The organism is Pontibacillus marinus BH030004 = DSM 16465 (assembly GCF_000425225.1).
Lineage (GTDB): Bacteria > Bacillota > Bacilli > Bacillales > BH030062 > Pontibacillus > Pontibacillus marinus.
Genome location: NZ_KE384334.1, coordinates 67,307 through 94,116 on the forward strand (window position 1 = coordinate 67,307; position 26,810 = coordinate 94,116).

The window sequence follows — 26,810 nt, forward strand, 5'->3', positions numbered from 1 at the left end:
CATGCAAGAATATCTTGAAGTATTTAAACAACAGTATCCTTTTACCTTATTGAATGAGGATCAGTATCAGAAGATTTTTGACGGTGCTTCTCTAAGCACATTTAAGAAGAATCAATTCATATTTCACGAAGATGAAAGCGAAGATGATATCGATATTTATTTTGTCATGAACGGATTGGCGAAAAATATTATGCACCGTTCAAACGGAAAGCAACTCTCTGTTCGGTACTACTACCCAGGAGACCTTGTTGGCGTAATGATCACACTAACAAGTGGTGAAATGAAGTTTTCTGTCCAGGCGATTGAAGAAACGAAGGCTTTACGATTTCATAAAAAACAATTCCTTGAAGTAATGGCTGAAAACCAAGCATTTTCACAGATTGTTATTGAGGGCATTAGCAACCTCATGAAAAGTTTGTACCAGGAGATTAAATATAAAAGCTCTGATCAATCTGAGCGTGATTATGAGCGGGATCTATTTAAACAACGTATTGTGACGTACTCTGAAGCACCTTCCATTATTCATGAGGACGCTTCTCTACAACACGCTGTATCGCAAATGCAACAGGAGCAAGTTGGAGGCTTAATCGTTTGTGATGAGGAGAATTATTGTAAAGGCGTTTTGAATTACCAAGACATATTTAAAGCCTATCTCAATCAAGATTTTTCTAACCCCCTCAAGGAATATGTGAAGGAAGAGCCTTATGTCGTTTCTGAGCGTGACTTCATTTATGATGCCCTCTCGTTTTTAAAACACAATCATGCAGCCATTATCCCTGTACTTCACAAGCAAAAAGTTGTGGGGCTGATCAGACAGACATCCTTCTTGAAAATGCAAAACTCTGTCTATTTCGATCTCCGCTATCAAATTGCGAAAACATCAACACTGGAGCAATTGAAAAACCTTGCCCCTCGATACAATCGAGAATTTCAGAAATTCGTCGAGCAATTGTTAGAGGATCAAATGCTTGCTTATGACGTTTGTGAGTTGATCTCCAGTTATAATGATGAAATTCATAAGCAAGTGGTTCACATTGCCGAGGAAGCGATGATTGAAGAAGGGTATGGTACGCCACCGATTAATTATTGCTTTATCGTAATGGGAAGTGAAGGTCGTAAAGAGCAAGCGTTCAGTACAGACCAAGATAACGGATTGATATTATCGGACTACGAGCACTTGGAAAACAAAGATGAGATCGAGAAATATTTTCAGATCTTTTCAGAAAAAATCAATTTTATGCTTGAATCGTGCGGCTTCCCGCTATGTACTGGAGGCATTATGGCCAAGGAACCAAAATGGCGACACTCCTATCAAAGTTGGAAAGAAACCATTCAACAATGGATACAGCGCATGGATGCTGAAGAGATTCGCGACTTCACCATTTTTGTTGATTTCAGACCAATCGTTGGTGACTTCACCTTAGCTTATGAATTACGTGAATTTGTAACAGCAAAAATTAAACGATCCCTTAATTTGCAGCAGCTGCTCATGAAGGACACCCTTCGTTTCCGTGTACCTGTTCAACCATTCGGTCGCATTCATGGTACCGGAAAAACGCGTGTGGTGAACTTGAAAAAGTCGGCCATTATGCAGATTGTTAACGCCGTCCGCATCTATGCGATTAAGTACGGAATTGACGATATCAATAGCATCAAGCGACTAGAAACATTGGAAGAACACGAACGTTTCCACCATCGTGATGTGGAAAATGCAAAGCTTGCCCTTCACCGTTTGTTGAAGTTCCGTGTTCAACAAAACTTAAAACAAATTCAAGATGAAAAGCCACTATCAAATGAAATCAGCGTTACAGCGTTATCCAAGGAAGATAAGAAGACATTACGCGACGCTTTAATGATTGCGAAGCGACTCCAACAAGTACTTGAGCTAAGCTACAATCGAAATCGGGTGGTCTAATGCTTCCGATTGATATAGAGATTTTAAAATATATTTTTTATGAACGACATGTCGTAAGCTTAAAGATGCGCCCATACTTTGAAACATGCGCCTATCAAGCATTAGAACAACAGCTTAAGAGCTTAAGCTTGAGTGATGAGCTTTTATCTGAGTCGGTTACAGAGGCACCGTACACGATTTTTGATTTAGAAACCACAGGCTTACTCCCTGAGCTAGGACATGAGATCATCTCAATAGGTGCCATTCGCATTCAGGGTGTTCACCAAATCCAATACGAGCGATTCCATATGCATGTTAAACCACTTCGTCGTGTTACAAAACGAACACGCCAATTAACAGGGATTACAGAGGAAGAGCTCGAACAGAGCGATTCAATCCTCGAAGCTCTTGGAGCGTTTTTAGAATTCAGCAAGGGGTCCATTTTAGTCGCTTACCCTGCTGCATTTGATATGAAATTTTTGCGAACAATGCTTAAACGGTGGAAGTTACCAGACAGACTCCCTCCTTCCATCGATGCACAAACCATCGCGAAAAAGCTGTACCCAAATCGTAAGCACCAACTAGATACCATGATTCCTTTTTTCGGTATCACAAAGCTCGCCAGACACCATGCTTTAAATGATGCTACGATGACAGCGGAATTGTATCAGCAACTTTTACATCAGTTACCGAAAGACGTTCATACTGTGCAGGACTTGATTTCATTTACGGAAAAATAAAAAGAGCTGAAGCCCATTTTTAGGCTTCAGCTCTTTTTGTCTAGTTCCAGCGCCCAGCAACGAAAGGACGCTTACACTTTCCCTATGCTTCGAAAAATTCTTTATATAAGGATTGTACAGCTGCTTCCATACCATCCTTTTTAATACCAAACATCATAGATACTTCAGAGGAACCTTGGTTCACCATCTCAATGTTCACTGTTGCGTTTGAGATTGCTTGTGTAGCTTTTCCAGTAACACCAAGAATACGATTCATTCCTTCACCCACGATCATAATAAGGGCAAGGTCGCGTTCGATGGAAACCTGATCAACACGTAGCTCATCTTTAATCCGACGCAATACAACCTCTTCTTTCCCAGGGGTTAACTGCCCTTCACGCATGATGACAGACATATCGTCAATTCCTGAAGGAGCATGTTCAAAGGAAATGTCTTCTTCTTCTAAGATTTGGAACAGATGACGAGCAAATCCTTTTTCACGGTTCATCAAGTATTTGCTCACGTAAATCGTTAGGAAGCCTGTATCACTTGCAATACCAGCTACAGGACCATCATCTGTTAATGAACGTTCAGCTGAAATGACTGTACCACGCCCATTTGGGTTGTTGGTATTTTTAATCGCTACAGGTATTTTAGCTTTAATAGTAGGGATTAACGCCTCATCATGGAATACTGAAAATCCTGCATAAGAAAGCTCGCGCATCTCTTTATACGTTAATTCAAAGATCTCTTTCGGAGAATCGACAATCGTTGGATTCACACAATAAACGGAATCCACGTCTGTAAAGTTTTCGTATAGCTCTGCTTTAACACCTGCCGCAACAATAGAACCCGTAATATCGGAACCACCACGCGGGAATGCCATAAGCTCTCCTTCAAGTGTGTATCCGAAAAAGCCAGGGATAACTTGGATGCCTTCACGTTCACGTAACTGGTAAAGCTTATCGTAACTTTCATCTAGCACTTGTGCTTTTCCAGGTTCATCACTTACAATAATGCCTGCTTCTTGTGGATGTACATAAGAAGCGGGGTGCCCGATTGAAGATAAGTACTGACTTAAAATCTTCGCTGATGTATCTTCACCAGTAGCTTTTAACGCATCCATTTTATGAGTAAAGACCGTTTCGCCTTCCATGATCGAAACTAAGCTATCTTCAACTTCCTTAAGGATTTCTTTAGAAAGTTCCAATTCCGTTAGCATTTCATCAAAACGATCGATCACTTTCTTCAGTTCATCTTGATAAGGTTTATTTTGCTCCCCTTGTTTACCTAAGCTGATCAATAAATCTGTCACTTTTGTATCCTCATCAAAACGTTTACCAGGAGCAGATACAACGACAAATTTACGACTTGGATCTGATGTAATAATATTTGCTACTTTTTTTAGCTGAGCTGCATTTGCAACTGAGCTACCACCAAATTTTGCTACTCTCATGATTGAACTCACCACTTCACTTAAAAATTCATATAATTTTTAATCTTATCATGAAATTCTATTTAAAGTAAGCCGTAACCCTAAATTTCTTTTAGTGAATTAAAGGGATAATGGGTTAAAGATGTATTGGTTTTTATTTCCTTACCTAAAATGGCATTCTACGGTAATACTAAGTATGAAAAAATCATGATTGTGAGGGATGTTTGATGAAGAAGTTATTGATGTTCAGTCTAGCGGCTGTGTTTAGTTTAAGTGTCTATTCAATGAATTTCACTGATGTTTCAGCTGACCCTGAAAAAGATATGAAACAGGTGCAACAAGTAAAGTTAACCAAGGAACAGAAAAGTGAACTCGATTCGTTATATAAGGAAATGCTAAAAACGAAAAAACAAATCATTATGAAGTATGAAGAATTTGGCGTTATTTCATCTGAAAAGGCGGATAAAAAGATGGAATGGATGGAAAAGCACTACGACATGATGAAAGAGAATGACTTTATTCCAAAGAAACTTCACCATCATAAAAAATACGGGAAAGACGAAAAGACTGCTCAGTAGGGAGCAGTCTTTTATTTGGCTTCTATTTGTTTTTTTAGGGCTGAGATGAAATCGTCTTTATTGAAGTATTGTCGTGGCATATTTACTGTGGATGTTTCTCCATTAATTTTATATTTTAGTAATACATCCTGTGTTTTTTTCTCAATTTCAGTTAGATCTTCACTGGTACTAACCTCTTTTACCACTTCATCGTTCTCATTAGAAACATGGTAATAATGCCCTTGCTCACCTAGTAACCAGTATGTGTTAGGCTCACTATGTTCCTTCATGAAGAGAATTTTTTTGCTCCCCTTTTTAAAAAGCAAAGCTCCACTTATAGCATTCTTACTATTCCCCGCTTGAACCACTGTAATGGAGTTTTTCTTTAACGCCGAACCACCCTTGAAAGCATTTACAATCTTTGCATGAAAGAATGTTTTAGGCATTGGGGTACTTACTTCTTTCTTAACTTCACCAATCTCCACTTCCGCTATCACATCAGCTTTTTCTACAACTTCCTCAAATGAATGAAAGGCCACTGATACTCGTAACAAATTCTCTGCTTCCATAACTCTTCTCAAGTCATGGTTTTGTTTTACGCCTTGGGAAAAAGATTTATCACTAATTAAGTAAAAGCAGAGGGTGAACAATAAAAATGCACTTACTACAGAAGCAAACAACCTTTTATTGATTTTCAATGTGAACATCCCTTTAGTTATGGTATTGAAAAACCCCCTTATTCTCTTTTGGGAATAAGAGGGCTCTCTTGTTTAGTTTTCACACTGGTTTGGACATGAAAAAGAGTGAAAGAATTCGTAACCAGGTTTAACAAAATAATGGTAAATAAGTACATTACTCACTCAATTTTATATTAGGAAGCCATATGTTCTAAACGTAACTTATCAGCCACCATCGCGATAAATTCTGAATTTGTTGGCTTTGCTTTTGTCATGGAAACAGTGTAACCGAATAAGGAGGAAATGGATTCGATGTTTCCTCGGCTCCACGCTACCTCAATGGCATGACGAATGGCACGTTCTACACGTGAAGCTGTTGTGTTATATTTCTTAGCGATATCTGGATAAAGAACTTTTGTGATAGAACCCAGAAGCTCGATATCGTTATAAACCATTGAAATGGCTTCACGAAGATACATATAGCCCTTAATGTGAGCCGGCACTCCGATTTCATGGATAATATTTGTGATACTTGCATCCAAATTAGGCTTTTTCTCTTCCTTCTGAGTATCGCGCTGTGTGCGGGAACGAGTGCTGTCGAAATTAGGTTTCAACCCATTAACTTGCAGGATGTGGTCACGTAAGTTATTTAGATCAAACGGTTTCAAAATGAAGTAAGACGCACCTAAATCAACTGCTTTTTTCGTAACCTCTTCCTGACCAAATGCAGTTAGCATGATGACATTTGGAAACTTCGATTTGTTTAACTCTTTCATTCGGCCTAAAACAGCTAAACCATCTACATGAGGCATGATGATATCTAAAAGTAACACATCAGGATCTTTTTCTTCGAGCATTTCCAAGCATTCCTGACCATTGTACGCCGTTCCAATGACTTCAATATTTGATTGATCCTCAAAATAATCCTCAAGCATATGCACCAATTCTCTGTTGTCATCAGCCAAGCAAACTTTAATCTTCTCCACGATAGTTCCTCCTTAACAATTTCGTCTCGTTTCTTCTCCACAATAAAATTTCGACACAAGTTCTAAAATTCCTTTTTTTATTCGAAAAAGTTTATGTTTTTTTGGATTTACTTCCATTTGCTCATATTTTCTCTGAATTTCGATATATTTCACCATTTTCAGCGTGTTGAATTATGTATTTGTCGAAAAATCTTTAGTTCATTATAACACAATGGATATGTTTGGCAACGCAAAGCACGAAAAAGTTTACAATTATTTCACCTTTCTGAAATTTTTTCTGGATTAAGTGACGACTTTTGTGAGCTGTTGTGGAATTTATATGAGCGATACGGACGAGATATGAGTATATCTTGGAGATTTTTGATTGCTTGTCTTGATGATTCAGGCGGTTTTATGTCATTTGCAGGCTGTTTACAGCCAGTTCAGGCGATATTTTGACTTTTCCAAGCGACCTGAAATCGAATGCAGGCGAACGGGGATATTTTTCAGGCGATGCGCCTCCATATTCAGGCGATCGGCGATCATACCTCAAATGACATAAAAAAAGAAAAGACAGGTTCGCCTGTCTTTTCCATTAACTTGCCTTTTTTCGTTTTGTTTCGTAAATGTTAATTCCAGCTTCGTTTAGCATCCATTCAATATGAACACCATAACCTGAGGTCGGGTCGTTAACAAATACGTGAGTTACAGCGCCGATAACTTTTCCATCTTGTATAATCGGGCTACCACTCATGCCTTGTACGATGCCACCAGTTTGTTTAAGCAACTTAGGATCTGTGATTTTCACAATCATGCCTTTCGTTGCTGGGAACTTTTGTGGAACGGATGTTACGATTTCGACATCGAATTTTTGTACTTTTTCACCGTTCACCACGGTTAAAATTTGTGCAGGTCCTTCTTTAACCTGATGCGATAATGCGATAGGCATTGGCTTATCCATAACCCCATTATCAATTTGCTCATCTAACTCACCGAAGATTCCAAAAGGGCTATTTCGGGTGATGGATCCAATTCGATCTGATTGAGTTGAAAATCGGGCATGTTTCTCTCCCGGAACGCCATTACTTCCTTTATCAATAGAAGTAACGTCAGATCGAACAATCGTGCCTTTGTTTATCTCAATTGGTTTTTTTGTATCCATATCAGAGATCACATGACCAAGGGCACCGTATTTTTTGGACTCTGGATGGTAGAACGTCATCGTTCCAATACCTGCTGCTGAGTCTCGAATATAAAGCCCAATACGATATTTTTCATCTTTTTGATCGTATTTTGGCGTTAATTTAGTTTCGAACGTTTTGTCGTTACGTTTTACAGTTACATCTAATGCTTCATTTGCCTTTCCGGCTTCTTCTACAAATGGTGCTACTTCCTTCATTTCTTTAATATCTTGACCATTTATTTTAATGATCATATCTCCAACTTTTATTTCTGCTTTTTCACCTGGAGATACATTACCTGTTTCTGTCTGAACCAAGTGGTGGCCTACAACGAGAACACCTAGTGTATTTAATTTAACACCTATTGATTGTCCTCCAGGGATCACCTTAAAGTCATCTAACACTTTCACATTTACTTTCTTGACAGGCAGTCCAGCCATTTCATAAACAACGGAACTGTCGCCTACGTCATTCCCCATTAACGCATTTGCTTCTTGGGAAACAACTTTGTCCCCTGCTTTAACTTTCATGGTTCCTGACGCTAATGTAGGGATGTGCTCTTGTGTTTGACCTTTAAATAGGGTGATATCATTAGGGATGGACAAATACGTTTGTACTGGCTTAAGAAACGGTGCAATGAGAAGTCCTAATAGGAGCAAGATACCTATTGTCTTACGGCATATTTCTGTTACATTCAAGCTGTTCACTCTCCTCGCTCCTAACCCATACCTAAATTTTATTTATCTTTGTATTCATTAATGTGACCTTCCTGAGTCAAAATTAAACCCTGCAAACTACAGAAAAACAAGCGACTATTTCCTATTTAGCAGGGTTATTTCCATGAATAATCTGAAAAGCGTTGATTTTTTCGACTATGCATATGAAATACATCTTTAGACAAAAAATAAAACTGCTGAATCAGCAGTTTTATACATATTGTGCTTTGGTATTATCCGCCAGGGTTAAAAGCTCTTTGGCATGTTCTTTTGTAGTGTCTGTCATTTCTGCACCACTAATCATACGAGCGAGTTCTTCTGTTTTATGTTCATCAGACAGCTCATCTACGATTGTTTTGGTGCGGTCATCTTCTACTTCTTTACGAATGTAAAGATGTGTGTCTGCCATCGCTGCTACTTGGGGTAGATGCGAAATGCATAGTACTTGTGATGAAGAAGCTGAAATCCCATATATTTTTTCAGCCATGGCTTGTGCGACACGTCCACTGACGCCTGTATCAACCTCATCAAAAATCACACTTGTTACACCTTGGTGTTTCGAAAAGATTCGTTTAAGAGCTAGCATGAAGCGAGATAATTCACCACCACTTGCTACTTTATGAATGTCTTTTAACGGTTCACCTGGATTGGTCGTAATCATAAATTTCACTATGTCGTAGCCTTTGGGTCCAACTTTGACATGTTTTCCGTCAATTAAAGGATCCGTTTCAGACCCATTCGTTGTTTGAAAATCGACTCCAAAAGCTGCTTTATCTAGATAGAGATCTTTCAGTTCTTCGTGAATCGAATCTGTCAGGCTTTTAGAGGCTTGTACGCGAAGATCATGTAAATGTTTAGCTTCTAATGCTACATCCTCGGCTTTTTCCTTAATCTCTTGATCAAGCTTGGCTACATGCGTGTCTTTGTTTTTGATTTGATCAATTTCATCTTCTATACGTGAAGCATATTCAATGATCTCATCAACGCTTTCTCCATATTTTTTCTTCAAACGATTGATTTCATTCAGCCTAGATTCAATGGAATTCAATTCATCTTCGTTATATTCCATTGTATCTAATTGATTACGCATCGAATGAGCAAGCTCTTCAACAAGATAATAATGATTGGAGAGTTCCTCAACTTTAGAGGCAATGTCATCATCATAATCCTTGGCACTTTCAAGAGATGATAAAGCATGTGACAACCAGTCTAACGCTTTTTGTTCGCCATACAAAGCGTGATAGGAGTCATTTAAGCCTTTAAAGATTTTTTCGTAGTTCGCCATACGATTTCGTTCTTCTGTTAAGCGTTCGTCTTCCCCAGGCTGGAGATTCGCTTGTTCGAGTTCTTGATATTGGAACTCCAATAAGTCTAATCGCTGAGCCATTTCTTGTTCATTTTCACTTAATTCTTTATGTCGTTTTTTTAATGATTCAAACTCTTTATATAAGTCATGATAATCCTCTTTGGCTGGTATGATTTGATTTCGATCATATAAGTCCAATAATTCAATGTGACGCTCGACATCCATTAAGGATTGGGTCTCATGTTGGGTATGTATATCAATTAATGATTGCCCGAATTCTTTTAGGATCGCAAGGGTTACCAATTTTCCGTTTACACGACAAATGCTTTTGCCATTGGCACTAATTGTACGGTTTAAAACAAGCATCCCATCTTCAGCAATATCTACACCGAAAAGTTGTGCTTTATCATAGGCTTTATGTTGATGATCCTCTATAAAAAACAAACCTTCAATTTCAGCCTTTTTCGTTCCATATCGTACAAATTCAGCTGAACCTCTGCCGCCAGCCAACAGTTGAATCGCATCAATAATGATGGATTTACCTGCTCCTGTTTCTCCTGTAAGTACTGTTAAACCTTCTCGAAAAGTAATGGACACTTCATCAATAATTGCGAAATCCTTTATGGATAATTCAGCTAACACAAGCTAGCACCTCAACTTTACATAATGATTAAAGCATATCTAAGAATCGATCACGAATTTGAACCGAGTCATCTTCTGTACGGCAAATGATCATACAAGTATCGTCTCCGCAGATCGTCCCTAAAATCTCATCCCATTCTAAATTATCAATTAATGCGCCAATCGCATTCGCATTTCCGGGTAATGTCTTCATAACGATAAAATGTCCCGCTGTATCAATTCTTACAAATGCATCAATCATAAGTCGTTTTAGCTTCTCAAATGGATTAAAGCGCTGATCAGCTGGTAGGCTATATTTATAACGGCCATCTACCATAGGCACTTTAACCAAATGGAGCTCCTTAATATCACGGGAAACCGTTGCCTGAGTGACATTGTACCCTAAGCTTTTTAGCCGATCGACTAACTCATCTTGTGTTTCGATATCATTTTCAGCAATAAGTTCTCTTATCTTGATATGCCGTTGTCCCTTATTCATGCCTCTCCCTCGCTTCTTCCCTTATTCAGTATTGAATTAACTTCCCCATCTACGTTTTATAAATATGTAGTAACAAAAAAGGGGACCACATATCTATGCAGCCCCTCCTGGTATTGTTTATGAATGGGCTTCGTGAGCTTCTTGTACGATACGTTCCACTTCGACATCAGGGTTTAAGATTCCTTCTTTCCCACTCCATCGTAAATGGGCCAAGAATTCAATATTACCATCGCCCCCGGTAATCGGTGAATACGTAACTTCCTTCACAGAAAACCCTTTTTCAACTGCAAAATCTAAAATATCTTGCAGTACATGCTTATGAACTTTTGGATCGCGAACAATCCCTTTTTTACCAACCTGTTCTCTACCCGCTTCAAATTGGGGCTTAATAAGGGCTACTACATCTCCACCCTCTTCAATAAGTGTCGCAAGTACAGGTAAGATTAGCTTTAAGGAAATGAAGGATACATCAATTGATGCAACATTCGGTGTTCCTTCTGTTAAGTCCTCTGGTGTTACATAACGAAAATTTGTACGTTCCATTACAGTTACGCGTTCATCATTCCGTAGCTTCCAATCCAGTTGATTGTAGCCGACGTCAATAGCGTAACTTTGAATGGCACCATTTTGAAAAGCACAATCGGTAAACCCCCCAGTTGAGGATCCGATATCAATCAAAATTTTCCCATCAAGGGAAAGGTCAAAGGTTTTAATCGCCTTTTCAAGCTTTAACCCACCTCGGCTCACATAAGGAATTGCTTTTCCTTTAATATGAAGTGGGATGCCTTCATCAACTTTCACACCAGGTTTGTCCATTTTAATGTTTTCTGAGAATACTAAACCAGCCATAATGCTTCGTTTAGCCTTTTCTCTCGTTTCAATTAACCCTCGTTCAACGAGGAGGGTATCAAGTCTTACTTTCTTTGGCATCTTCTCTTCAAGCCCTTTGTTTTTTTTCTGGTATCATCTGTTTCAAACGCTTCATGATCTCATCTTTTGTCAGGCCAATTTCTTTATACAATTCTTTGACGCTGCCATGTTCAATATATCGATCTGGAATACCCATTCGCTCAATCGTTTGGTTATAGTACTTATTCTCTTCAGCAAATTCAAGAACACCACTACCAAATCCACCCTTGAGAACGGCTTCTTCAATTGTTAATAGTGGCATATTCATGTCCATTAGATCGTGTAGCATCGATTCATCCATTGGTTTAATAAATCGAGCATTGATAACACGAACTGATAATCCCTGGCTTTCAAGTTCTTTACTTGCTTCAAGAGCCATTGGGATTGTTGTACCAAATGTTAGAATTGCTGCGTCTTTACCTTCTTTAAGTACTTCCCATGAACCAATAGGAATGCGCTTCAATTCTTGATCCATCTCCACGCCTAAACCATTACCTCTTGGATAACGAATACCAATAGGACCATCATTATATTCCATAGCTGTCTGAACCATGTGCTGACCTTCATTCTCATCCTTTGGCATCATGAGCGTCATATTTGGTAAGGAACGTAAAAAGGCAACGTCAAAAACGCCTTGGTGCGTTTCACCGTCTGCACCAACAAGTCCTGCACGGTCAATACCAAACATCACATTGAGGTTTTGACGGCACACATCGTGAACAAGTTGGTCATACCCACGTTGTAAGAACGTTGAGTAAATCGCTAGAAATGGCTTCATTCCTTGAGTCGCCATACCAGCAGATAACGTAGTGGCATGTTGTTCTGCAATCCCAACATCAAATAGACGATCCGGGAATTCCTCTTTAAACTTTTCTAGCTTAGATCCGAGAATCATAGCGGGTGTAATGACAGCAAGTCGATTGTCTTTACGCGCAATACCACGTAAGGATTCACTGATAACATCACTCCAAGCAGGAGGAGCATCTGTTGCCTTAATTTTCTCACCTGATTCAATTTTATAAGGACCAACACCATGCCATTTATCCTTTTGATCCGATTCGGCAGGGTGATAACCTTTACCCTTCTGAGTCATAACATGTACAAGTACAGGTCCTTCCGTTTTCTTCGCATACTCAAGGTTTTCAAACAGATCCTCAAAGTTATGTCCATCTACTGGTCCATAATAGGTAAACCCGAGTTCTTCGAAGAACATTCCAGGAACCATGAAATACTTCATGCTATCTTTCATACGCTCTGCAACCGTTGCTAAACGTCCACCTACAGCAGGAATACGCTTAAGCAACCATTCCATTTCATCTTTCATCCAATGATATTTATGTGCACTTCTCATACGCCCTAAAACGTTGTGTAATGCCCCAACATTGTGAGCGATTGACATTTCATTATCATTTAAAATAACGACTACATTTTTCTTCTCGTCTCCGATATGGTTTAACGCTTCAAGCGCCATACCACCTGTGAGAGCTCCATCTCCAATAATCGGAACAATGGAGTTGTCCTCACCTTTCATATCACGAGCAATCGCCATACCCATAGCTGCGGATAATGAAGTTGAGCTATGTCCTGTTTCCCATACATCATGCTCACTTTCATTGCGCTTTGGAAAGCCGCATAGACCTTGATATTGACGTAGTGTATCAAATTGGCCTGTACGCCCTGTTAAAATCTTGTGTATATAAGACTGATGACCCACATCCCAGACAAACTTGTCCTCTGGGCTATTAAATACTTTATGAAGAGCAAGGGTTAACTCGACTACTCCCAAGTTGGCACCTAAGTGACCACCTGTAACAGACAGCTTTTCAATTAAAAAGTTTCTCACAGTAGAGGCTAACTTCTCTAGTTCTTCATTCGAGCATTCTTTTAAAAATGACGGGTCCTGTATCTCGTTTAGATCCATTCGGGATCACTCGCCTTCATTATCAATTTCTGGAGGTTTTCTTCTCCCTCGGTAATAAATTAATATTAAGCTTCCTCTCAACAAGGGCAATAATACGTGCTGCAAAGAATATAATATCAGTCGAAGAGTGGACAGCAAAGTATTTCCCCATTGCTTTCCCTCCAACTGTCACAGCAGCAACAATACTTGTAAAAATAACGGAAATGACAAACTGAAGTGTACTTCCATCTGATTGTCCAAAAATCTGGGCTATACGTAAAACAACAATCGCTGCAGCTGTACCACTAATAACACCAGCTATATCCCCGATTACGTCATTACAAAAGCTTGCAAATCGATCCGCATTCCGAACAATAATAATTGCTTCTTTGGAACCGTTTACTTTTTCTGCTGCCATGGCGTGAAAGGGAACCTCATCAGCGGCCGTGGCTGCAATTCCAAGCATATCAAAAAGTACCCCTATAATTACAATCGTAAATACGATTACAATACCAACAAGATAGAAAACATCATTTAATATAAATGTAGAAATTACTGAAAAAATAGCCGCTAACACGAACGTGATAACGGCGATACCCAAGCTAAATTTTAGTGACTTTTGAAGTTGTGTCTTCATGGATTACCTCTATATATAATAGTCATAATTTATGTATTAGTCAGGATGGTCACCTAAAAGATAAAAACTGCGGCTTAGGTCCAGTAGGTTTTCCCAAGCAGATACTGCGTGTTGCCACGTCAGCGGTTCCCCTTTAAATCTACCTTAGCATCGTCTCCGAATACTAGACTGGATTGCCACTTAGTCCGCACTATAATCCCTTTTAGGTGTCCATGCGAACAGTCTAGGAGATTTCCTCAGCAGCCTTTAACCGTTCCCTAGCCTCTTTTGCAGCGCTGATTTCATATGGTCGGGTAAGCGTCGTTGTAGTGGCCATCTACTCTGACACTTAAAAGCCATAATCCCCTCAGAGCCACTCAAGGCAGGCTACGCTGTGGACCGATTAATCTTCCCAAAAAAGCGATCTCACAGGTTCATACCCCACTTCATAGGAGACGTTTGAGAACAGCCTCCCACAAATATGGGCCTCCGCGGAAGCAGGGTCAACGCCCACATGCCATTGTGGATCGCCCTGCGACCTTAACTCCCAGCATCGACCCAAGGCTGGGCGCCTCAAGCCAACACAAGGAACTTCATCGATGTGCCCTTTGGCGGATTTTTAGGCCCGCCTTCAGAAACGGAGGGCCGACTAGAATACTGCACCATCCTGTTTATATTACTAATATATCATATTCGTCTGACATCCTCAATCCACAGCATATAACAATTATTTCTTTCGATGCTGAATGTAGTCAATAAATTCCTCTAAAAGCGTACTATCGACGCCTGCTTCTTTTAGAGCTTCTTTTGCTTGATTCGCATAGTAGTCCCTTTTATCAATGGCACCTTGAAGCCCTAACAGCTGAGGATACGTACTTTTTTGATTGGTTTCATCACTGCCAACTGGTTTACCCATTTCCTCTTCATCGCCAATAATATCCAAGATGTCATCCTGCACTTGAAATAGCAAACCTAGGTGTCTTGCATACTTTTCAATCGATTGTAATTGGCTTTGATTCGCTCCACCGATGTATGCACCAGCAACAGCTGAAAAACGCAGCAACTCACCCGTTTTGTGCTTATGAATCTGTTCAAGCTTCTCAACGGTCAACTCTTGGTTTTCTGCTTCCATATCAAGCATTTGACCAGCTACCATACCTTCTGCTCCACTTGCCTTAGAAAGCTCTCTACTTAAGTACACTTTCTCTTCATCTTGCAATAGGTCATGGTTTGTAATAGCAAAAAAAGAAGCTGTTAGTAAACCGTCACCTGCTAAAATAGCTGTTGCATCATCAAATTTCTTATGATTGGTTGGCATACCTCTTCGTACATCATCATTATCCATAGCCGGCAAATCATCATGAATAAGTGAATAAGTATGGACCATCTCTACAGCACAGCCCACTGGCAGGGCGCGGTTAGGAGACCCGCCATAAGCCTCACAAGCCATAAGCAGTAAAATAGGACGGATTCGTTTCCCACCTGCCTGAATGGAATACAACATTGAATCTCGTAAGCGTTCTGGCACCTGTAGTGAGTAGACAAATTGTTCTAACTGTTGATTAATCGTGTCCATGTAACCACTGATATAATCCGTTAACGTATTAGTCACTATCTTCTTCCCCCTGGACAGAGAAAGATTCAAATTCACCTTGTTCGTTCATGATTTGTTTCATTTGTTTTTCTACATGCATTAATTTATCATTACACATTTTCGAAAGCTTCATGCCTTCTTGATAATATGTAATGGCTTTTTCAAGAGGTACATCTCCCTCTTCTAACTTATCCACTAGTTCTTCTAATTGTTTCATTGCTTCTTCAAAACTGAGTTCTTCCTGTTGGACTTCTTTATCACTCATTTTGATCCTCCTCTTCCATTCCCCAAACTTGGCAATCTAAAACTCCATCTTGCACTTTCACCTGCATTGGATCACCAGGTTGAACATCACGAATGGATTTTACGACTGTTCCCTGCTCAGAATAAGGAATCGCATAGCCACGTTTTATCGTTTCCAATGGATTTAACAATGTCAATTTACTTATAAGTTCATGATACGTTTGCATTTTTGATTTCGTTTCTTGCTGCATGGCGCGGTTCATTCGTTTCGTTGTTTGAACTAACTCCTGTTTTGCCAGCCGCAAGGATTTTTCAGGATGTTGTTGTTGCAAACGTTTCTGTATGTTCATTAAATCATTCTGGTTTTGATTCATAAATTGAACTGAAGCTTTTTGTAATTGATCATACATTCGATCAAGTTCTTGTTCTTTTTGGCGCATCAGTTGTTCAGGATAACGAAATGCATATGATTTTTGTTTTTGAGCCAGTTTTTCTTTCGCATGGTTCATCTGAACATCCATAGCGTTTTGCACACGGCGTCTGAGGTTTTGAATCCGTTCTGCAACTTCAGACTGAGATGGTACAGCTACTTCTGCAGCACCTGTTGGAGTTGGTGCTCTATAGTCAGCTACAAAGTCACTAATTGTGAAGTCTGTTTCGTGACCGACTGCAGAAATTATAGGGATATCTGATGCAGCAATGGCTCTTGCTACAATCTCTTCGTTAAACGCCCAAAGTTCCTCAATTGAGCCACCTCCACGGCCAACAATCATCACATCGTAGTCGTTGAGTTCATTTACTTTTTCAATGGCCTGAACGATCGATGTCTTAGCGTTTTGCCCTTGAACGAGAACAGGAAACACGGTTACACGTACATTCGGATAGCGACGATCAATCGTTGTTAAAATATCACGAACAGCTGCCCCAGTTGGAGAGGTTAAAACGGCGATAGAACGAGGATAAGATGGCAGTGGCTTCTTCAGACTATCATCAAATAATCCTTCAGTCGTTAGCTTTTTCTTCAGTTCTTCATACGCTAAATAAAGAGCTCCAAGCCCGTCCGGTTCCATTTGATGTATATAAAGTTGGTATTGACCATGAGGCTCATAGACCCCGATTTCACCACGAATTAACACATTCATACCGTTCTCAGGTGTGAACTTCATATAACGATTGTAACCTGCAAACATAACAGCATTCACACGTGACTTATCATCTTTGATTGTTAGATACATATGACCACGGCTGTGATGCTTAAAATTCGAAATTTCCCCTCTAAGAAAAACTTCTTTTAAATGAGGGTCACTCTCGAACTTTCTTTTAATGTATTTAGTTAAAGCTGAAACAGTTAAATATCGGTCTTGCACCGTTATGAACTCCTTTGTGAGATTTCATTAAGCTGTCTAGCTGCTTTAATTGTGTTTTGTAAAAGCATGGTAATGGTCATTGGCCCAACGCCTCTTGGGACTGGAGTTATGTATGCCGCATGCTCTTTAGCTGATTCAAAATCTACATCTCCAGTAAGTGATCCATCATCAATGCGGTTAATCCCGACATCAATAACAGTTGCGCCTTCTTTTACGTAGTCTCCTGTAACAAATCCAGGCTTACCAACAGCTACAATTAAAATATCTGCTTGCTTTGTCATCTCTTTTAGATTATGCGTTCGAGAATGACAATACGTTACAGTCGCATTTTCATTTAACAAAATCTGGCCAATTGGCTTACCAACGATACGACTACGGCCTAGCACAACGGCATGTTTACCTTCGATTGTAATGTTTTTCTCTTTCAACATCGTTAAAATGCCAAGAGGGGTACATGGAAGAAATGTATCTTTCTCTGCCATCATACGCCCAATATTTACTGGGTGAAATCCGTCCACATCTTTTTCTGGAGTAATCGTTTCGATGACCACGTCTTCATTGATGTGATCAGGAAGAGGTAATTGCACCAGAATACCATGTACAGATGGATCAACATTTAATTCATGAATTAATTCTAATAATTTCTCCTGATTTGTATCCTCAGGTAATTCAATTAAGTTAGAGTCCATGCCAATACTGTTTGATGCTTTTTCTTTCCCTCGTACATAGGAAAGAGAAGCTGGATCATTCCCTACAATGATAACCGTTAATTGAGGTATTACATCAAGCTTCTTTAATTCTGCAACTTCATCTGTCATACGCTCTCTGATGTTGTTAGAAAGTTCACGACCATAGATAATTTCTGCTGACATTTTACTCCTCTCCCCTTTTCATTATTTAAGCATTTTTTTAAGAACACCATTTACGAAGCTTCCAGACTTGTCATCCCCAAATGCCTTAGCTAATTCAATGGCTTCGTTTAACGTAACCTTTTCTGGAATTTCTTCCTCATAGGTTAATTCATACGTTGCTAATCGAAGTAATGTTTTTTCTACAGAAGCAATTCGTTCGAAAGACCATTTTTCAAGGTGATCTGAAATCTTTTGATCAATCGCATCACGATTGTCTACAACACCTAAAACAAGTTGATTCAAAAATGTATCATGAACTGGCTCGTCCTCTGTTACATTTTGAATCGCTTCCTCTGCAGTCATTTCATTGATATCCATTTGAAAAATTGCCTGAAAAGCTTTCTCTCTTGCTGTGTGACGATTCATTTTCCATTCTCCTTTATTCATCGTACCCTGTACGTTTCATTCCGTTAGAATCATAACACGTTCTAGGTATAAATACATTGATTTTATTCCGTTAAACATGCTATCAAAGCAAATTTCTATTATAAGCGAATCTGTGAAGAAAGTTAAGGAAAAAATGATATGGAGGAAATCCCTAATAAAAAGACCATAAAAGTATTCCCTTTTATGGTCTTAAATATAGGCTGTATTATTCTTCTGGCAGTTGTTCTTCTTCCTCTTCTTTATCCATTTGAACTCCGACAATATGAACATTAATCTCTTTAATCTCCAGAGCAGTCATGTTCATTAGAGCTTGGCGGGTATTATCTTGAATTTTTTGAGCTGTTTTAGGAATGGAAATCCCAAAATCCATCACGACATAAATATCAAGGACGATGCCATCTTCAGCTAATTCAACCTTTACACCTTTACCGTGATTTTTCTTGCCTAAACGCTCAGCTACACCTGTTGCGAAGTTTCCACGCATTTCAGCAACGCCGGCTACTTCGGAAGCTGCAATACCTGCGATGACTTCAATCACTTCTGGAGCAATCTCAACTTCACCTAAGTTTGACCCTTCACCAACACTTAATAAATGATTTTCACTCATGACGGTCACTCCCTTTTAGTCTTCCTCTTTCATTATAGTATAATTATCGAGGAAATTCGTATTAAAATCACCACTTCTAAATACTTCATGTTCCATCATCTTACGGTGGAACGGAATTGTAGTGTGAACCCCAGGACCTTCGATAACAAACTCATCAAGAGCTCGTTTCATACGATCCATCGCTTCTTCACGTGTATTTCCATACGTAATGAGTTTCGCCACCATAGAATCATAGTAAGGAGGAATCATCCAACCTGGATATGCAGCAGAATCTACTCGTACACCAAATCCACCTGGTGGTAAGTACATTTCGACACGGCCTGGCGTTGGCATGAAGTTCTTACTAGGATTCTCTGCGTTTATACGACATTCAATAGACCATCCTTCAAACTTAATTTCATCTTGTGTGAAGGATAGTTTTTCATTGTTCGCAATTCGTACCATTTCTTTAATTAAATCAACGCCTGTTACCATTTCAGTTACAGGGTGTTCAACCTGAATGCGCGTATTCATTTCCATAAAGTAGAATTTACGCTGTTTCTTATCGAAAATGAATTCAACTGTACCCGCTCCAGAGTAATTTACAGCTTGAGCTGCTTTAACAGCTGCTTGTCCCATTTCTTCACGCAGTTCAGAATCAATGGCTGGAGAAGGCGTCTCCTCAATTAACTTCTGTAAACGACGTTGTATAGAACAATCACGCTCACCTAAGTGAATCGCATTCCCATGATTATCAGCAAGAACTTGGATTTCCACATGGCGAAAATCTTCAATAAATTTCTCAAGATAAACACCTGGGTTACCGAAAGCTGTTTCTGCCTCTTGTTGTGTAACGCGAATTCCTTTGATTAAATCTTCTTCGGTTCTAGCGACACGGATTCCTTTACCGCCACCACCAGCTGTTGCCTTGATAATGACAGGATATCCAATCGATTCAGCTATTCTCTTCGCATCATCTTCGCTTTCAATTAATCCATCAGAACCTGGAACAATTGGAACTCCTGCTGCTTCCATTGTATCACGAGCAACATCCTTCGTTCCCATTTTGCGAATGGCGTGAGCTGATGGACCAACAAACGTGATATTGCACTCCTCACAGATCTCAGCAAAATCTGGATTCTCTGAAAGGAAGCCATATCCCGGATGGATTGCATCAGTTTCTGTTAATGTTGCTACACTCATGATGTTCGTAAAGTTCAGGTAGCTTTCACTGCTTGATTTTGGACCAATACAGTAAGCTTCATCTGCTAGTTTTACGTGTAATGATTCTTTATCGGCTTCAGAATAAACAGCGACAGTTTCGACCCCTAATTCTTTACATGCTCGAATTATACGGACCGCAATCTCGCCTCGGTTTGCAATTAAGAGTTTCTTGATCACGTTTTCAACCCCTTACACGGACTTCACTCGGAATAATGGTTGACCATACTCAACTAGTTCTCCATTATCGACTAAGATTTCAACAATTTCGCCACTTACTTCTGCTTCAATTTCATTGAATAGTTTCATGGCTTCTACAATACAAACGACAGAATCGCTTGTTACCTTGTCCCCTACTTTTACGAAAGGATCTGCATCTGGAGATGATGCTTCATAGAATGTACCTACCATTGGAGATACAATCTCATGGTCATAATCCTTTGCTCCACCTTCAGCTTTTGGCTCTTCTTTTGGTGTTTCTTCCTTAGCTAGCTCTTGCGCAGGTGCTGCTTTAGGTGGTTCTGGTTGTGGTTTTGGCTGTTCTACTGGTTGAGCTTCAACTACCGGGCGTTGAACAACTTCTCCACCTTGTTTTTTCATAGAAACCGTCGTTCCATTGCTTTCATATGTAAACTCATCAATGGAAGATTCATCAATTAATTTAATGAGTTCACGAATTTCTTGTACTTTTAACATAGTGTGTGCACCCCTTCTATATAGAACATGCTTTTTTGATAACTGGTACTAATAACTCCTCTTAACATTTTACGATAAAGGTATGCAAAACTTCAACCTACTAGAAAGCGTTTACTTTAATCAATTCGGTATTCTAGTTCTATTCTCCTTCTTATTCTGTAACGAGTTTAACCTACAACTCTTTGTGATATTGAATTAGAAATGCTAAGGCGATAAAGGTAACAAAACGTTGGAGCTAATCAACTATTTTAAGATAAACGGACAACAAGGAGGCAGCTATCATGGGACTTATTTCAGGACTGTTACGTAGAGTTTTTGGTATTGTATCCTTTTTACCAAGAATGTTAAAAAAGATCTTTAGATGAAGTAGCATAAAACACAAAAAATCCTACCACCTTTGGTCGTGGTAGGATTTTCATTTAGGTCTATTGATTCTCCTCGTATGGTTGGAAGTTAACCATCACGTTTGTTTCACCAAATTCATTGTACACCAGTTGCATAATTTCAACTGTGTCTGCTTTAGAAAGCTCGTTCGCCTTAACGGTTACGCGCACTTGATTATCTTCAGCTCTTACAAGTACATCTGGATATTCCGCCTTAGCAGCAATTGTTTGCTCTAAAAGTGTTTCTTTATTGCTGTATTCTTGCAATTGATTGATTTCGTTCATTGCTTTGTTTACTTCCTCAGCCGATACATCCCCTGAGGCCATTACTTCTTGAAGGTACTCTTTACGTTCTGATCGATTCTGTTCAATCGTTAGACGCGCAGCCGTAAACCACTGGTCAGAAGTAAGGCTAGACGTTACTTCTTCTTTTCCTTCATAATCAACAGATCCATTCGTCATCGTTCCATTTTCTGTACTTGAGTTTACATTTTCTGCTTGATTTTGTTCATCCTCATCAACGAAAGCAACTTCCCCTTCATCTGGTGAAGTCATGTAGTACACACTCAACACAATCATTAAACTAAGCATTGTAAGCAACCATACCGTTTGTTTTTTCAACATCATTTAAATTTCCTCCTTATTTTTTCGGCATTACCGAAATTCTATGAGCTGGTACATCCAACCCTTTTGATACTGCTTCCATGACCCATTTCTTTACTTCCATATGATCAACCCCTTTAGCTACCACAAGCACCCCGCTAACTTTTGGCTTCTTCGTTTGAATAAGTAGAGGGACTTCCTGGTCACCTTTTCGGGTTAGTACAACTTGCTGATCTTTTGTGAGGTCCTCAATCTTTCGCTCCCCACCATTTTTATCTGTTTCATCTGTAATTTGTTTTCCCATGGTTGTATTTTTTTCATAGATTTTGATTTCAGTAGATTCCAGATTGACCATCACATCAACATCTGAAACCCCCTTGATCCTCTCAAGCAACTTACTTAGTTCTTTCTCATAATGGGTTTCAACTTCAGCCATCATGGCTTCGTCCCCTGCTTTATCCTTTTGGAGAAAAGTTTCTTTCTCTTGCTCAGCAGGAGGATTTTGCTCTTGTGGTGTGAAGCTCTCACTTTGCGTAGATTCTTTTGTGAAAAAGTCACTTACGATGAGAATGAGTAATCCGAATAAGGCTACGAGTAATACATAAGCCATTTTGGTAGGCTTTTTGCCATCCTCAGATTTTAGTTTTAACATAGAAGCAACTTTGTCCAATGGATTGTTCTTCATTTAACCCCTCCTTCCCACTGTATAATTAGCTGTTCTTCAGGGAGTTGCCAGGTAGAAGCTAAAAAGGTTTTAATCTTTTGTTTTGCTTGTGAATTTTCTTCATCTTCTTTCGGTGGCTGATCTAAATCAATCACCACCTCCTCTACAGATGAAGAAGGATTCGATGCCTTTTCTGATTCTGACAAAACCACCGTCAATTGTTTCAAGGTGTCTAAGCTCATTTTTTGTTCATCTTGGAATTGGAAGGAAAAGTTTTGAATCTCTACTCCATACTCACTCAACAACTCCTCCTTCGCCTGTTTTTTCAATTGGACAGCCATCTGTTCTAAAATATATGCACGTTGGGAGGCTTGTATTTCTTTTTTCTTATCTTCTATTAAATTTTCCATCGTTTCGACTTGTGCTTGATCGTTCCATTTGGACATCTCCTGGGCAAAAAACGTGTCCATATCAACTTCAAATAGATGAAAGATTGGTTGTAAAAAGATAAGAATTAACAACAATCCAACCACCAGTTTGATGTACTTGCGTAAGGACGAAGTTGGGAGGATCAAATCTATGATGAGTGCTAGTAGTAAAAATAATATGATTTGAGTAACCCATTCTGTTATATAGTTCATTCCAACTCCCTCCTATCGAATCATCATCGTGACATTACTTGCTGCTACCAAAATCACTATGGCTAAGAAAAACATAAATGTGACAACGAGGAGCGCAGCAAACACTAACAAAATGTGCCTACTAATCGTCTCCATAGATTGAATGACGGCCCCACCTCCAATAGGTTGTAAAATAGCTGCTGCAAATTTATATATAATCGCTACCGCTAAAACTTTGATAGCCGGGAATAACGCTAAAGCTAAAATAATAATAACGCCGACAATCCCCACTGTATTTTTTAATAGTAGCGATGCGCTTAACACGGTATCCGTCGCATCGGTAAACATTCGCCCCACTACTGGCACAAAGTTCCCTGTTACGAACTTTGCGGTTTTCATAGCAACGCCATCTGCAATCGCTGATGACGCTCCTTGAACGGAAATGACTCCAAGGAAAATGGTTAGAAAAACACCTATGAGTCCAAGTCCAGCATTCCTTAGCAATTGTGCTAGCTGTGTCACTTTATATTGATCATTGATTGAACTCACAATCGAAAGTAGTGCTGACAAAAAGAACAAAGGAAAAATGATATTTGAAACGAGCAAACCACTCGTGTGAATTAAGAAGACAATAACAGGATGAAAAAATGATACCGACATCAGGTTTCCAAAAGTAGCCATTAGCCCAAGCATTAATGGAAGCAAGGCAATCATGAAGGAACTCATCATTTCTACTGCATCTTTTGCATAGGAAACAGCTAGATGAAAACTATTTAGTGCGATCACGATCAGAACGAGATAAACAACAGCATAGGCCACTTTACTGATCGCCTGATTTTCAAAGGCATTTTGTAACGATTGGAGAATCATACAGAATAATGTAAGAAACATGAGCGTGCCTAGCAGCTTCCCATTCATAATAAATTCGTATAATAGATATTTGCCTAATCCCATGATCCAGGACTTGATTGAAACAGAGTCGGAATGCTCCACAAATTCCATAAAGCTCCCTTTTCTTACTTCAGGAAGATAACCACCGTATTCATCTACAACTTTATTCCAGTACTGATTAATTTCCGTAAATGATATATCTTTTAAGGGAGTGCTTGTCCCTGTCGCTCCAGATGTTTGTGCATGAACCTGTCCAACATGAGAGATTGTATATAACAATACGATTAGTGCCATTACAAGAACTTTAAGCATTCGTTTCATGCATCCGGAGCTCCTTTCTTCTTAAACTATGCTGGTATAAATCCAAGAATGGTTTCTATAACAGCTGTTAATATCGGTACTGCTAAAACAAGGATGAGCACTTTTCCTGCGAGTTCGATTTTGGATGCAATGGATCCTAATCCTGCATCCCTAGTGATTTGAGCTCCAAATTCAGCAATATAAGCAATGCCTATAATTTTTAAGATGGTTTCTACATACATGCCATTTACATTTGCTCGTTGTGCAATGTATTCAAGAAGGGTAAACACTTGAGCAATTTGCTGAATGAGAACAAGGAAAATGACGATTCCGGTAAATAAAATAATAAAAAAGGCAATGGAAGACTTTTGATCTTTCAAAATGATCACGAGCAAGCTCGCCACCAGGGCAAAGGAGACGATCTGGAATATTTCCATCTCTATCCCTCCCTAACCTTGAAATAAAAAGACTGATTTAATCTGTTGGAATAGATCCTGTAGCCCATTCATGACAATAAATAGAACCAGGATAAACCCAACAAGCGTCGCCCAATGCGCAATGTCTTCTTTCCCCATTTGTTTTAAGACTGTATGGATCATAGCTACGACGATTCCAATGCCTGCAATTTGAAATAAGATATATGCATCACCTAGCATTCCGTGTTCTCCTTTCACCATTAAATAAAAAGCAATATAAGCAATAATCCCGTAAGGAAACCTAAACTCTTCACCATTTTGCTATACCGTTGTTGTTGTTCTAGTGCATCTTCAAGTTCTCTTTCAAGATGTGATAGAGCTAGCCGGATATGCTTTTGTTGCCCTGTGAAGTCATGCTGGCCAAGCGTTTGACCAAACTGCCTCATGACTTCCTTCTCTCCATCACCCAAAGCACTCATCGGCCAATACTGTTTAAGGCGATCCTCCCAAACTTCGTAAAGGGAAGATCCACACTGATCGAGTTGCTCACTGAATTCTTTGAAGAACCAAGATAAGGGAGCTGGCACCTGATTTGCTACCTTTTCACAGGCTTCCTTTATCGGTGCCTGGCCAAATAAAATTTCAGCTTCTAAGACCTGTAATGCATTTTTTAACTCACGAATTTGTTTTGGACGGTTGTTTAATCTTCGGGCGAATTCATATCCTCCCCACGTTGTAGCGCAAAGTAGGAGAAGAGCTCCGATCCACTTCATAGGTTACGCACCTCTTTTTCGTTTGAAGTATTTGGCCATCCCCGTCTAAAAGTGACTGAACAGCTCCTGGCGTTGAGGTTCGTTCCAGTACGACGAGCCTTTTGAAAACATTTTGATGAAAGAGCTTTGCTAAGGAAGGGCGTTTTTTAATCGCCTCATAACTATCACCATGTACGGTCGATATAATGGTAACCCCAGCATAGACAGCTTCCATAATGGCTTTTACATCCGCTTCACTTCCGATTTCATCTACGATTAAAATCTCAGGAGACATGGAGCGTATCATCATCATCATGCCTTCTGCTTTGGGACAAGCGTCCATAACGTCTGTCCTCATGCCTACTTGATGCTGTGGCACTCCTTTTATGCACCCTGCAATCTCGGAACGCTCATCAATAATCGCTACTTTTTTGGATGGATGGTTTTGATCCCCTTGGCTCATTATGCGAGCCATATCTCTTAGAAGAGTTGTTTTTCCCGTTTGAGGTGGACCTATTATGAGTGTGTTTTGGTAATCTTCGTTCTGGTAAAGTTGTTCTACTAATGACGTAGCGACGCCTATTTTTTCTTTTGCTATACGTATGTTGTAAGAGGAGATGTGACGGATCGCTTTGACTGCTCCTTGGTCTGTGTTTACTTTTCCAGAAAGCCCAACGCGATGCCCCCCGGCGATCGTAATATACCCCTCTCGAAGCTCGTCCTCTAATCTATAGATAGAGTGATCACCTAGCTTGTTTAGCAAAAACTGACCATCCTGAGCGGTTGGGATAACATGTGTTAAGCATTCATACTTATGATCAAAAATCAGTTCTAAGGGACGGTTGATGCGATAACGAATTTCTTGAAGTTGAATGAGATCCTTGTCTGGAATCTTTCGGATTTCATTTTCGATGTGCGGTGGTAGAATTCTTAGAATTTCATCCATACTAAACCCTCACAGTCTACCTAGCTTTTACTGTAAATCTATGCGAGCTTGACCAAATTATGACCGATTTAGGATTCTGTGATAGATTATTGGGAGATTATGTGGGTGGGGTTAGGGCGCTGGGGAGGCTGAGGGCTTATTCTTGTATGGGGGGTTGCTTTCGCTCTGGTTGGTGCTGCTTTCGCTCGGGTTCGCGCTGTTTTCGCTCGGGTTGGCGATGCTTTCGCTCGGGTCG

At 39.6% G+C, this 26,810-nt stretch carries 28 protein-coding genes; 3 read left to right on the forward strand and 25 right to left on the reverse strand.

Annotated elements, in window-relative coordinates:
- Position 1 precedes the first annotated feature (1 nt).
- Together H514_RS0119875 and H514_RS0119880 are read left to right on the forward strand one after the other, a co-directional pair.
- Positions 2 to 1,915, forward strand: coding sequence for a DUF294 nucleotidyltransferase-like domain-containing protein (locus H514_RS0119875; protein WP_027448538.1), 1,914 nt, complete (start codon positions 2 to 4; stop codon positions 1,913 to 1,915).
- The gene (locus H514_RS0119880; RefSeq protein WP_027448539.1) at positions 1,915 to 2,634 is read left to right on the forward strand and encodes a 3'-5' exonuclease; all 720 of its coding nucleotides are present in this window, start codon (positions 1,915 to 1,917) and stop codon (positions 2,632 to 2,634) included. The genes H514_RS0119875 and H514_RS0119880 overlap by 1 nt, the downstream gene beginning before the upstream one ends.
- 82 nt (positions 2,635 to 2,716) lie before the next feature.
- Here the strand turns inward: H514_RS0119880 and H514_RS0119885 are convergent, their stop codons facing one another.
- On the reverse strand, positions 2,717 to 4,069 hold the full coding sequence (locus H514_RS0119885) for an aspartate kinase (RefSeq protein WP_027448540.1): 1,353 nt from the start codon (positions 4,067 to 4,069) through the stop codon (positions 2,717 to 2,719).
- 206 nt (positions 4,070 to 4,275) lie between these two features.
- Here H514_RS0119885 and H514_RS0119890 point away from each other — a divergent pair, with 206 nt between their 5' ends.
- Entirely contained in the window at positions 4,276 to 4,626 is a 351-nt protein-coding gene (locus H514_RS0119890) for a DUF2680 domain-containing protein (RefSeq protein WP_027448541.1), read from the forward strand.
- 11 nt (positions 4,627 to 4,637) lie between these two features.
- Here H514_RS0119890 and H514_RS0119895 read toward each other — a convergent pair whose 3' ends face one another.
- The 24 genes from H514_RS0119895 to spoIIIAA form a co-directional block, all read right to left on the reverse strand.
- Positions 4,638 to 5,303, reverse strand: a complete 666-nt coding sequence (locus H514_RS0119895) for a hypothetical protein (RefSeq protein WP_154657425.1) — start codon at positions 5,301 to 5,303, stop codon at positions 4,638 to 4,640.
- A gap of 173 nt (positions 5,304 to 5,476) precedes the next feature.
- Positions 5,477 to 6,268, reverse strand: a complete 792-nt coding sequence (spo0A, locus tag H514_RS0119900) for a sporulation transcription factor Spo0A (protein ID WP_027448543.1) — start codon at positions 6,266 to 6,268, stop codon at positions 5,477 to 5,479.
- Between the two features lie 574 nt (positions 6,269 to 6,842).
- Positions 6,843 to 8,126, reverse strand: a complete 1,284-nt coding sequence (gene spoIVB, locus H514_RS0119905; RefSeq protein WP_027448544.1) for a SpoIVB peptidase — start codon at positions 8,124 to 8,126, stop codon at positions 6,843 to 6,845.
- A gap of 229 nt (positions 8,127 to 8,355) precedes the next feature.
- On the reverse strand, positions 8,356 to 10,092 hold the full coding sequence (gene recN / locus H514_RS0119910; RefSeq protein ID WP_027448545.1) for a DNA repair protein RecN: 1,737 nt from the start codon (positions 10,090 to 10,092) through the stop codon (positions 8,356 to 8,358).
- A gap of 28 nt (positions 10,093 to 10,120) precedes the next feature.
- A complete protein-coding gene (gene ahrC, locus H514_RS0119915) occupies positions 10,121 to 10,570 on the reverse strand; it encodes a transcriptional regulator AhrC/ArgR (protein WP_027448546.1) in 450 nt (149 codons plus the stop codon).
- 117 nt (positions 10,571 to 10,687) lie between these two features.
- Positions 10,688 to 11,500: a TlyA family RNA methyltransferase gene (locus H514_RS0119920; protein WP_027448547.1), complete on the reverse strand. Its 813-nt coding sequence runs from the start codon at positions 11,498 to 11,500 to the stop codon at positions 10,688 to 10,690.
- Positions 11,501 to 11,507: 7 nt separating this feature from the next.
- Positions 11,508 to 13,400: a 1-deoxy-D-xylulose-5-phosphate synthase gene (dxs, locus tag H514_RS0119925; RefSeq protein WP_027448548.1), complete on the reverse strand. Its 1,893-nt coding sequence runs from the start codon at positions 13,398 to 13,400 to the stop codon at positions 11,508 to 11,510.
- Between the two features lie 22 nt (positions 13,401 to 13,422).
- On the reverse strand, positions 13,423 to 14,016 hold the full coding sequence (locus H514_RS0119930) for a hypothetical protein (RefSeq protein WP_027448549.1): 594 nt from the start codon (positions 14,014 to 14,016) through the stop codon (positions 13,423 to 13,425).
- Positions 14,017 to 14,722: 706 nt separating this feature from the next.
- Positions 14,723 to 15,607, reverse strand: coding sequence for a polyprenyl synthetase family protein (locus H514_RS0119935; protein WP_231566556.1), 885 nt, complete (start codon positions 15,605 to 15,607; stop codon positions 14,723 to 14,725).
- The gene (locus H514_RS0119940; protein ID WP_027448551.1) at positions 15,600 to 15,854 is read right to left on the reverse strand and encodes an exodeoxyribonuclease VII small subunit; all 255 of its coding nucleotides are present in this window, start codon (positions 15,852 to 15,854) and stop codon (positions 15,600 to 15,602) included. The genes H514_RS0119935 and H514_RS0119940 overlap by 8 nt, the downstream gene beginning before the upstream one ends.
- Positions 15,847 to 17,199, reverse strand: a complete 1,353-nt coding sequence (xseA, locus tag H514_RS0119945) for an exodeoxyribonuclease VII large subunit (RefSeq protein WP_027448552.1) — start codon at positions 17,197 to 17,199, stop codon at positions 15,847 to 15,849. The genes H514_RS0119940 and xseA overlap by 8 nt, the downstream gene beginning before the upstream one ends.
- Before the next feature lie 2 nt (positions 17,200 to 17,201).
- The gene (gene folD, locus H514_RS0119950) at positions 17,202 to 18,071 is read right to left on the reverse strand and encodes a bifunctional methylenetetrahydrofolate dehydrogenase/methenyltetrahydrofolate cyclohydrolase FolD (RefSeq protein ID WP_027448553.1); all 870 of its coding nucleotides are present in this window, start codon (positions 18,069 to 18,071) and stop codon (positions 17,202 to 17,204) included.
- A gap of 21 nt (positions 18,072 to 18,092) precedes the next feature.
- A complete protein-coding gene (nusB, locus tag H514_RS0119955) occupies positions 18,093 to 18,476 on the reverse strand; it encodes a transcription antitermination factor NusB (protein ID WP_027448554.1) in 384 nt (127 codons plus the stop codon).
- 226 nt (positions 18,477 to 18,702) lie between these two features.
- Positions 18,703 to 19,104 carry an Asp23/Gls24 family envelope stress response protein gene (locus tag H514_RS0119960; RefSeq protein WP_027448555.1) on the reverse strand — a complete coding sequence of 134 codons (402 nt, stop codon included), beginning with the start codon at positions 19,102 to 19,104 and terminating at the stop codon, positions 18,703 to 18,705.
- A gap of 15 nt (positions 19,105 to 19,119) precedes the next feature.
- Positions 19,120 to 20,484, reverse strand: coding sequence for an acetyl-CoA carboxylase biotin carboxylase subunit (accC, locus tag H514_RS0119965; protein ID WP_027448556.1), 1,365 nt, complete (start codon positions 20,482 to 20,484; stop codon positions 19,120 to 19,122).
- Between the two features lie 12 nt (positions 20,485 to 20,496).
- Positions 20,497 to 21,000 carry an acetyl-CoA carboxylase biotin carboxyl carrier protein gene (gene accB, locus H514_RS0119970; RefSeq protein ID WP_027448557.1) on the reverse strand — a complete coding sequence of 168 codons (504 nt, stop codon included), beginning with the start codon at positions 20,998 to 21,000 and terminating at the stop codon, positions 20,497 to 20,499.
- Positions 21,001 to 21,425: 425 nt separating this feature from the next.
- Positions 21,426 to 22,010 carry a SpoIIIAH-like family protein gene (locus H514_RS0119980; RefSeq protein WP_231566557.1) on the reverse strand — a complete coding sequence of 195 codons (585 nt, stop codon included), beginning with the start codon at positions 22,008 to 22,010 and terminating at the stop codon, positions 21,426 to 21,428.
- A 13-nt stretch (positions 22,011 to 22,023) separates the two neighbouring features.
- The gene (gene spoIIIAG, locus H514_RS0119985; RefSeq protein WP_081673101.1) at positions 22,024 to 22,671 is read right to left on the reverse strand and encodes a stage III sporulation protein AG; all 648 of its coding nucleotides are present in this window, start codon (positions 22,669 to 22,671) and stop codon (positions 22,024 to 22,026) included.
- Entirely contained in the window at positions 22,668 to 23,291 is a 624-nt protein-coding gene (gene spoIIIAF, locus H514_RS0119990) for a stage III sporulation protein AF (protein WP_027448560.1), read from the reverse strand. Before spoIIIAF ends, spoIIIAG begins: the two co-directional genes overlap by 4 nt.
- A gap of 12 nt (positions 23,292 to 23,303) precedes the next feature.
- Positions 23,304 to 24,482, reverse strand: coding sequence for a stage III sporulation protein AE (spoIIIAE, locus tag H514_RS0119995; RefSeq protein WP_027448561.1), 1,179 nt, complete (start codon positions 24,480 to 24,482; stop codon positions 23,304 to 23,306).
- A gap of 26 nt (positions 24,483 to 24,508) precedes the next feature.
- Entirely contained in the window at positions 24,509 to 24,904 is a 396-nt protein-coding gene (spoIIIAD, locus tag H514_RS0120000; protein ID WP_027448562.1) for a stage III sporulation protein AD, read from the reverse strand.
- A 6-nt stretch (positions 24,905 to 24,910) separates the two neighbouring features.
- A complete protein-coding gene (gene spoIIIAC / locus H514_RS0120005; protein WP_027448563.1) occupies positions 24,911 to 25,117 on the reverse strand; it encodes a stage III sporulation protein AC in 207 nt (68 codons plus the stop codon).
- Between the two features lie 20 nt (positions 25,118 to 25,137).
- A complete protein-coding gene (gene spoIIIAB / locus H514_RS0120010; RefSeq protein WP_027448564.1) occupies positions 25,138 to 25,650 on the reverse strand; it encodes a stage III sporulation protein SpoIIIAB in 513 nt (170 codons plus the stop codon).
- Entirely contained in the window at positions 25,595 to 26,575 is a 981-nt protein-coding gene (spoIIIAA, locus tag H514_RS0120015) for a stage III sporulation protein AA (RefSeq protein ID WP_027448565.1), read from the reverse strand. The genes spoIIIAB and spoIIIAA overlap by 56 nt, the downstream gene beginning before the upstream one ends.
- Between the last annotated feature and the right edge of the window lie 235 nt (positions 26,576 to 26,810).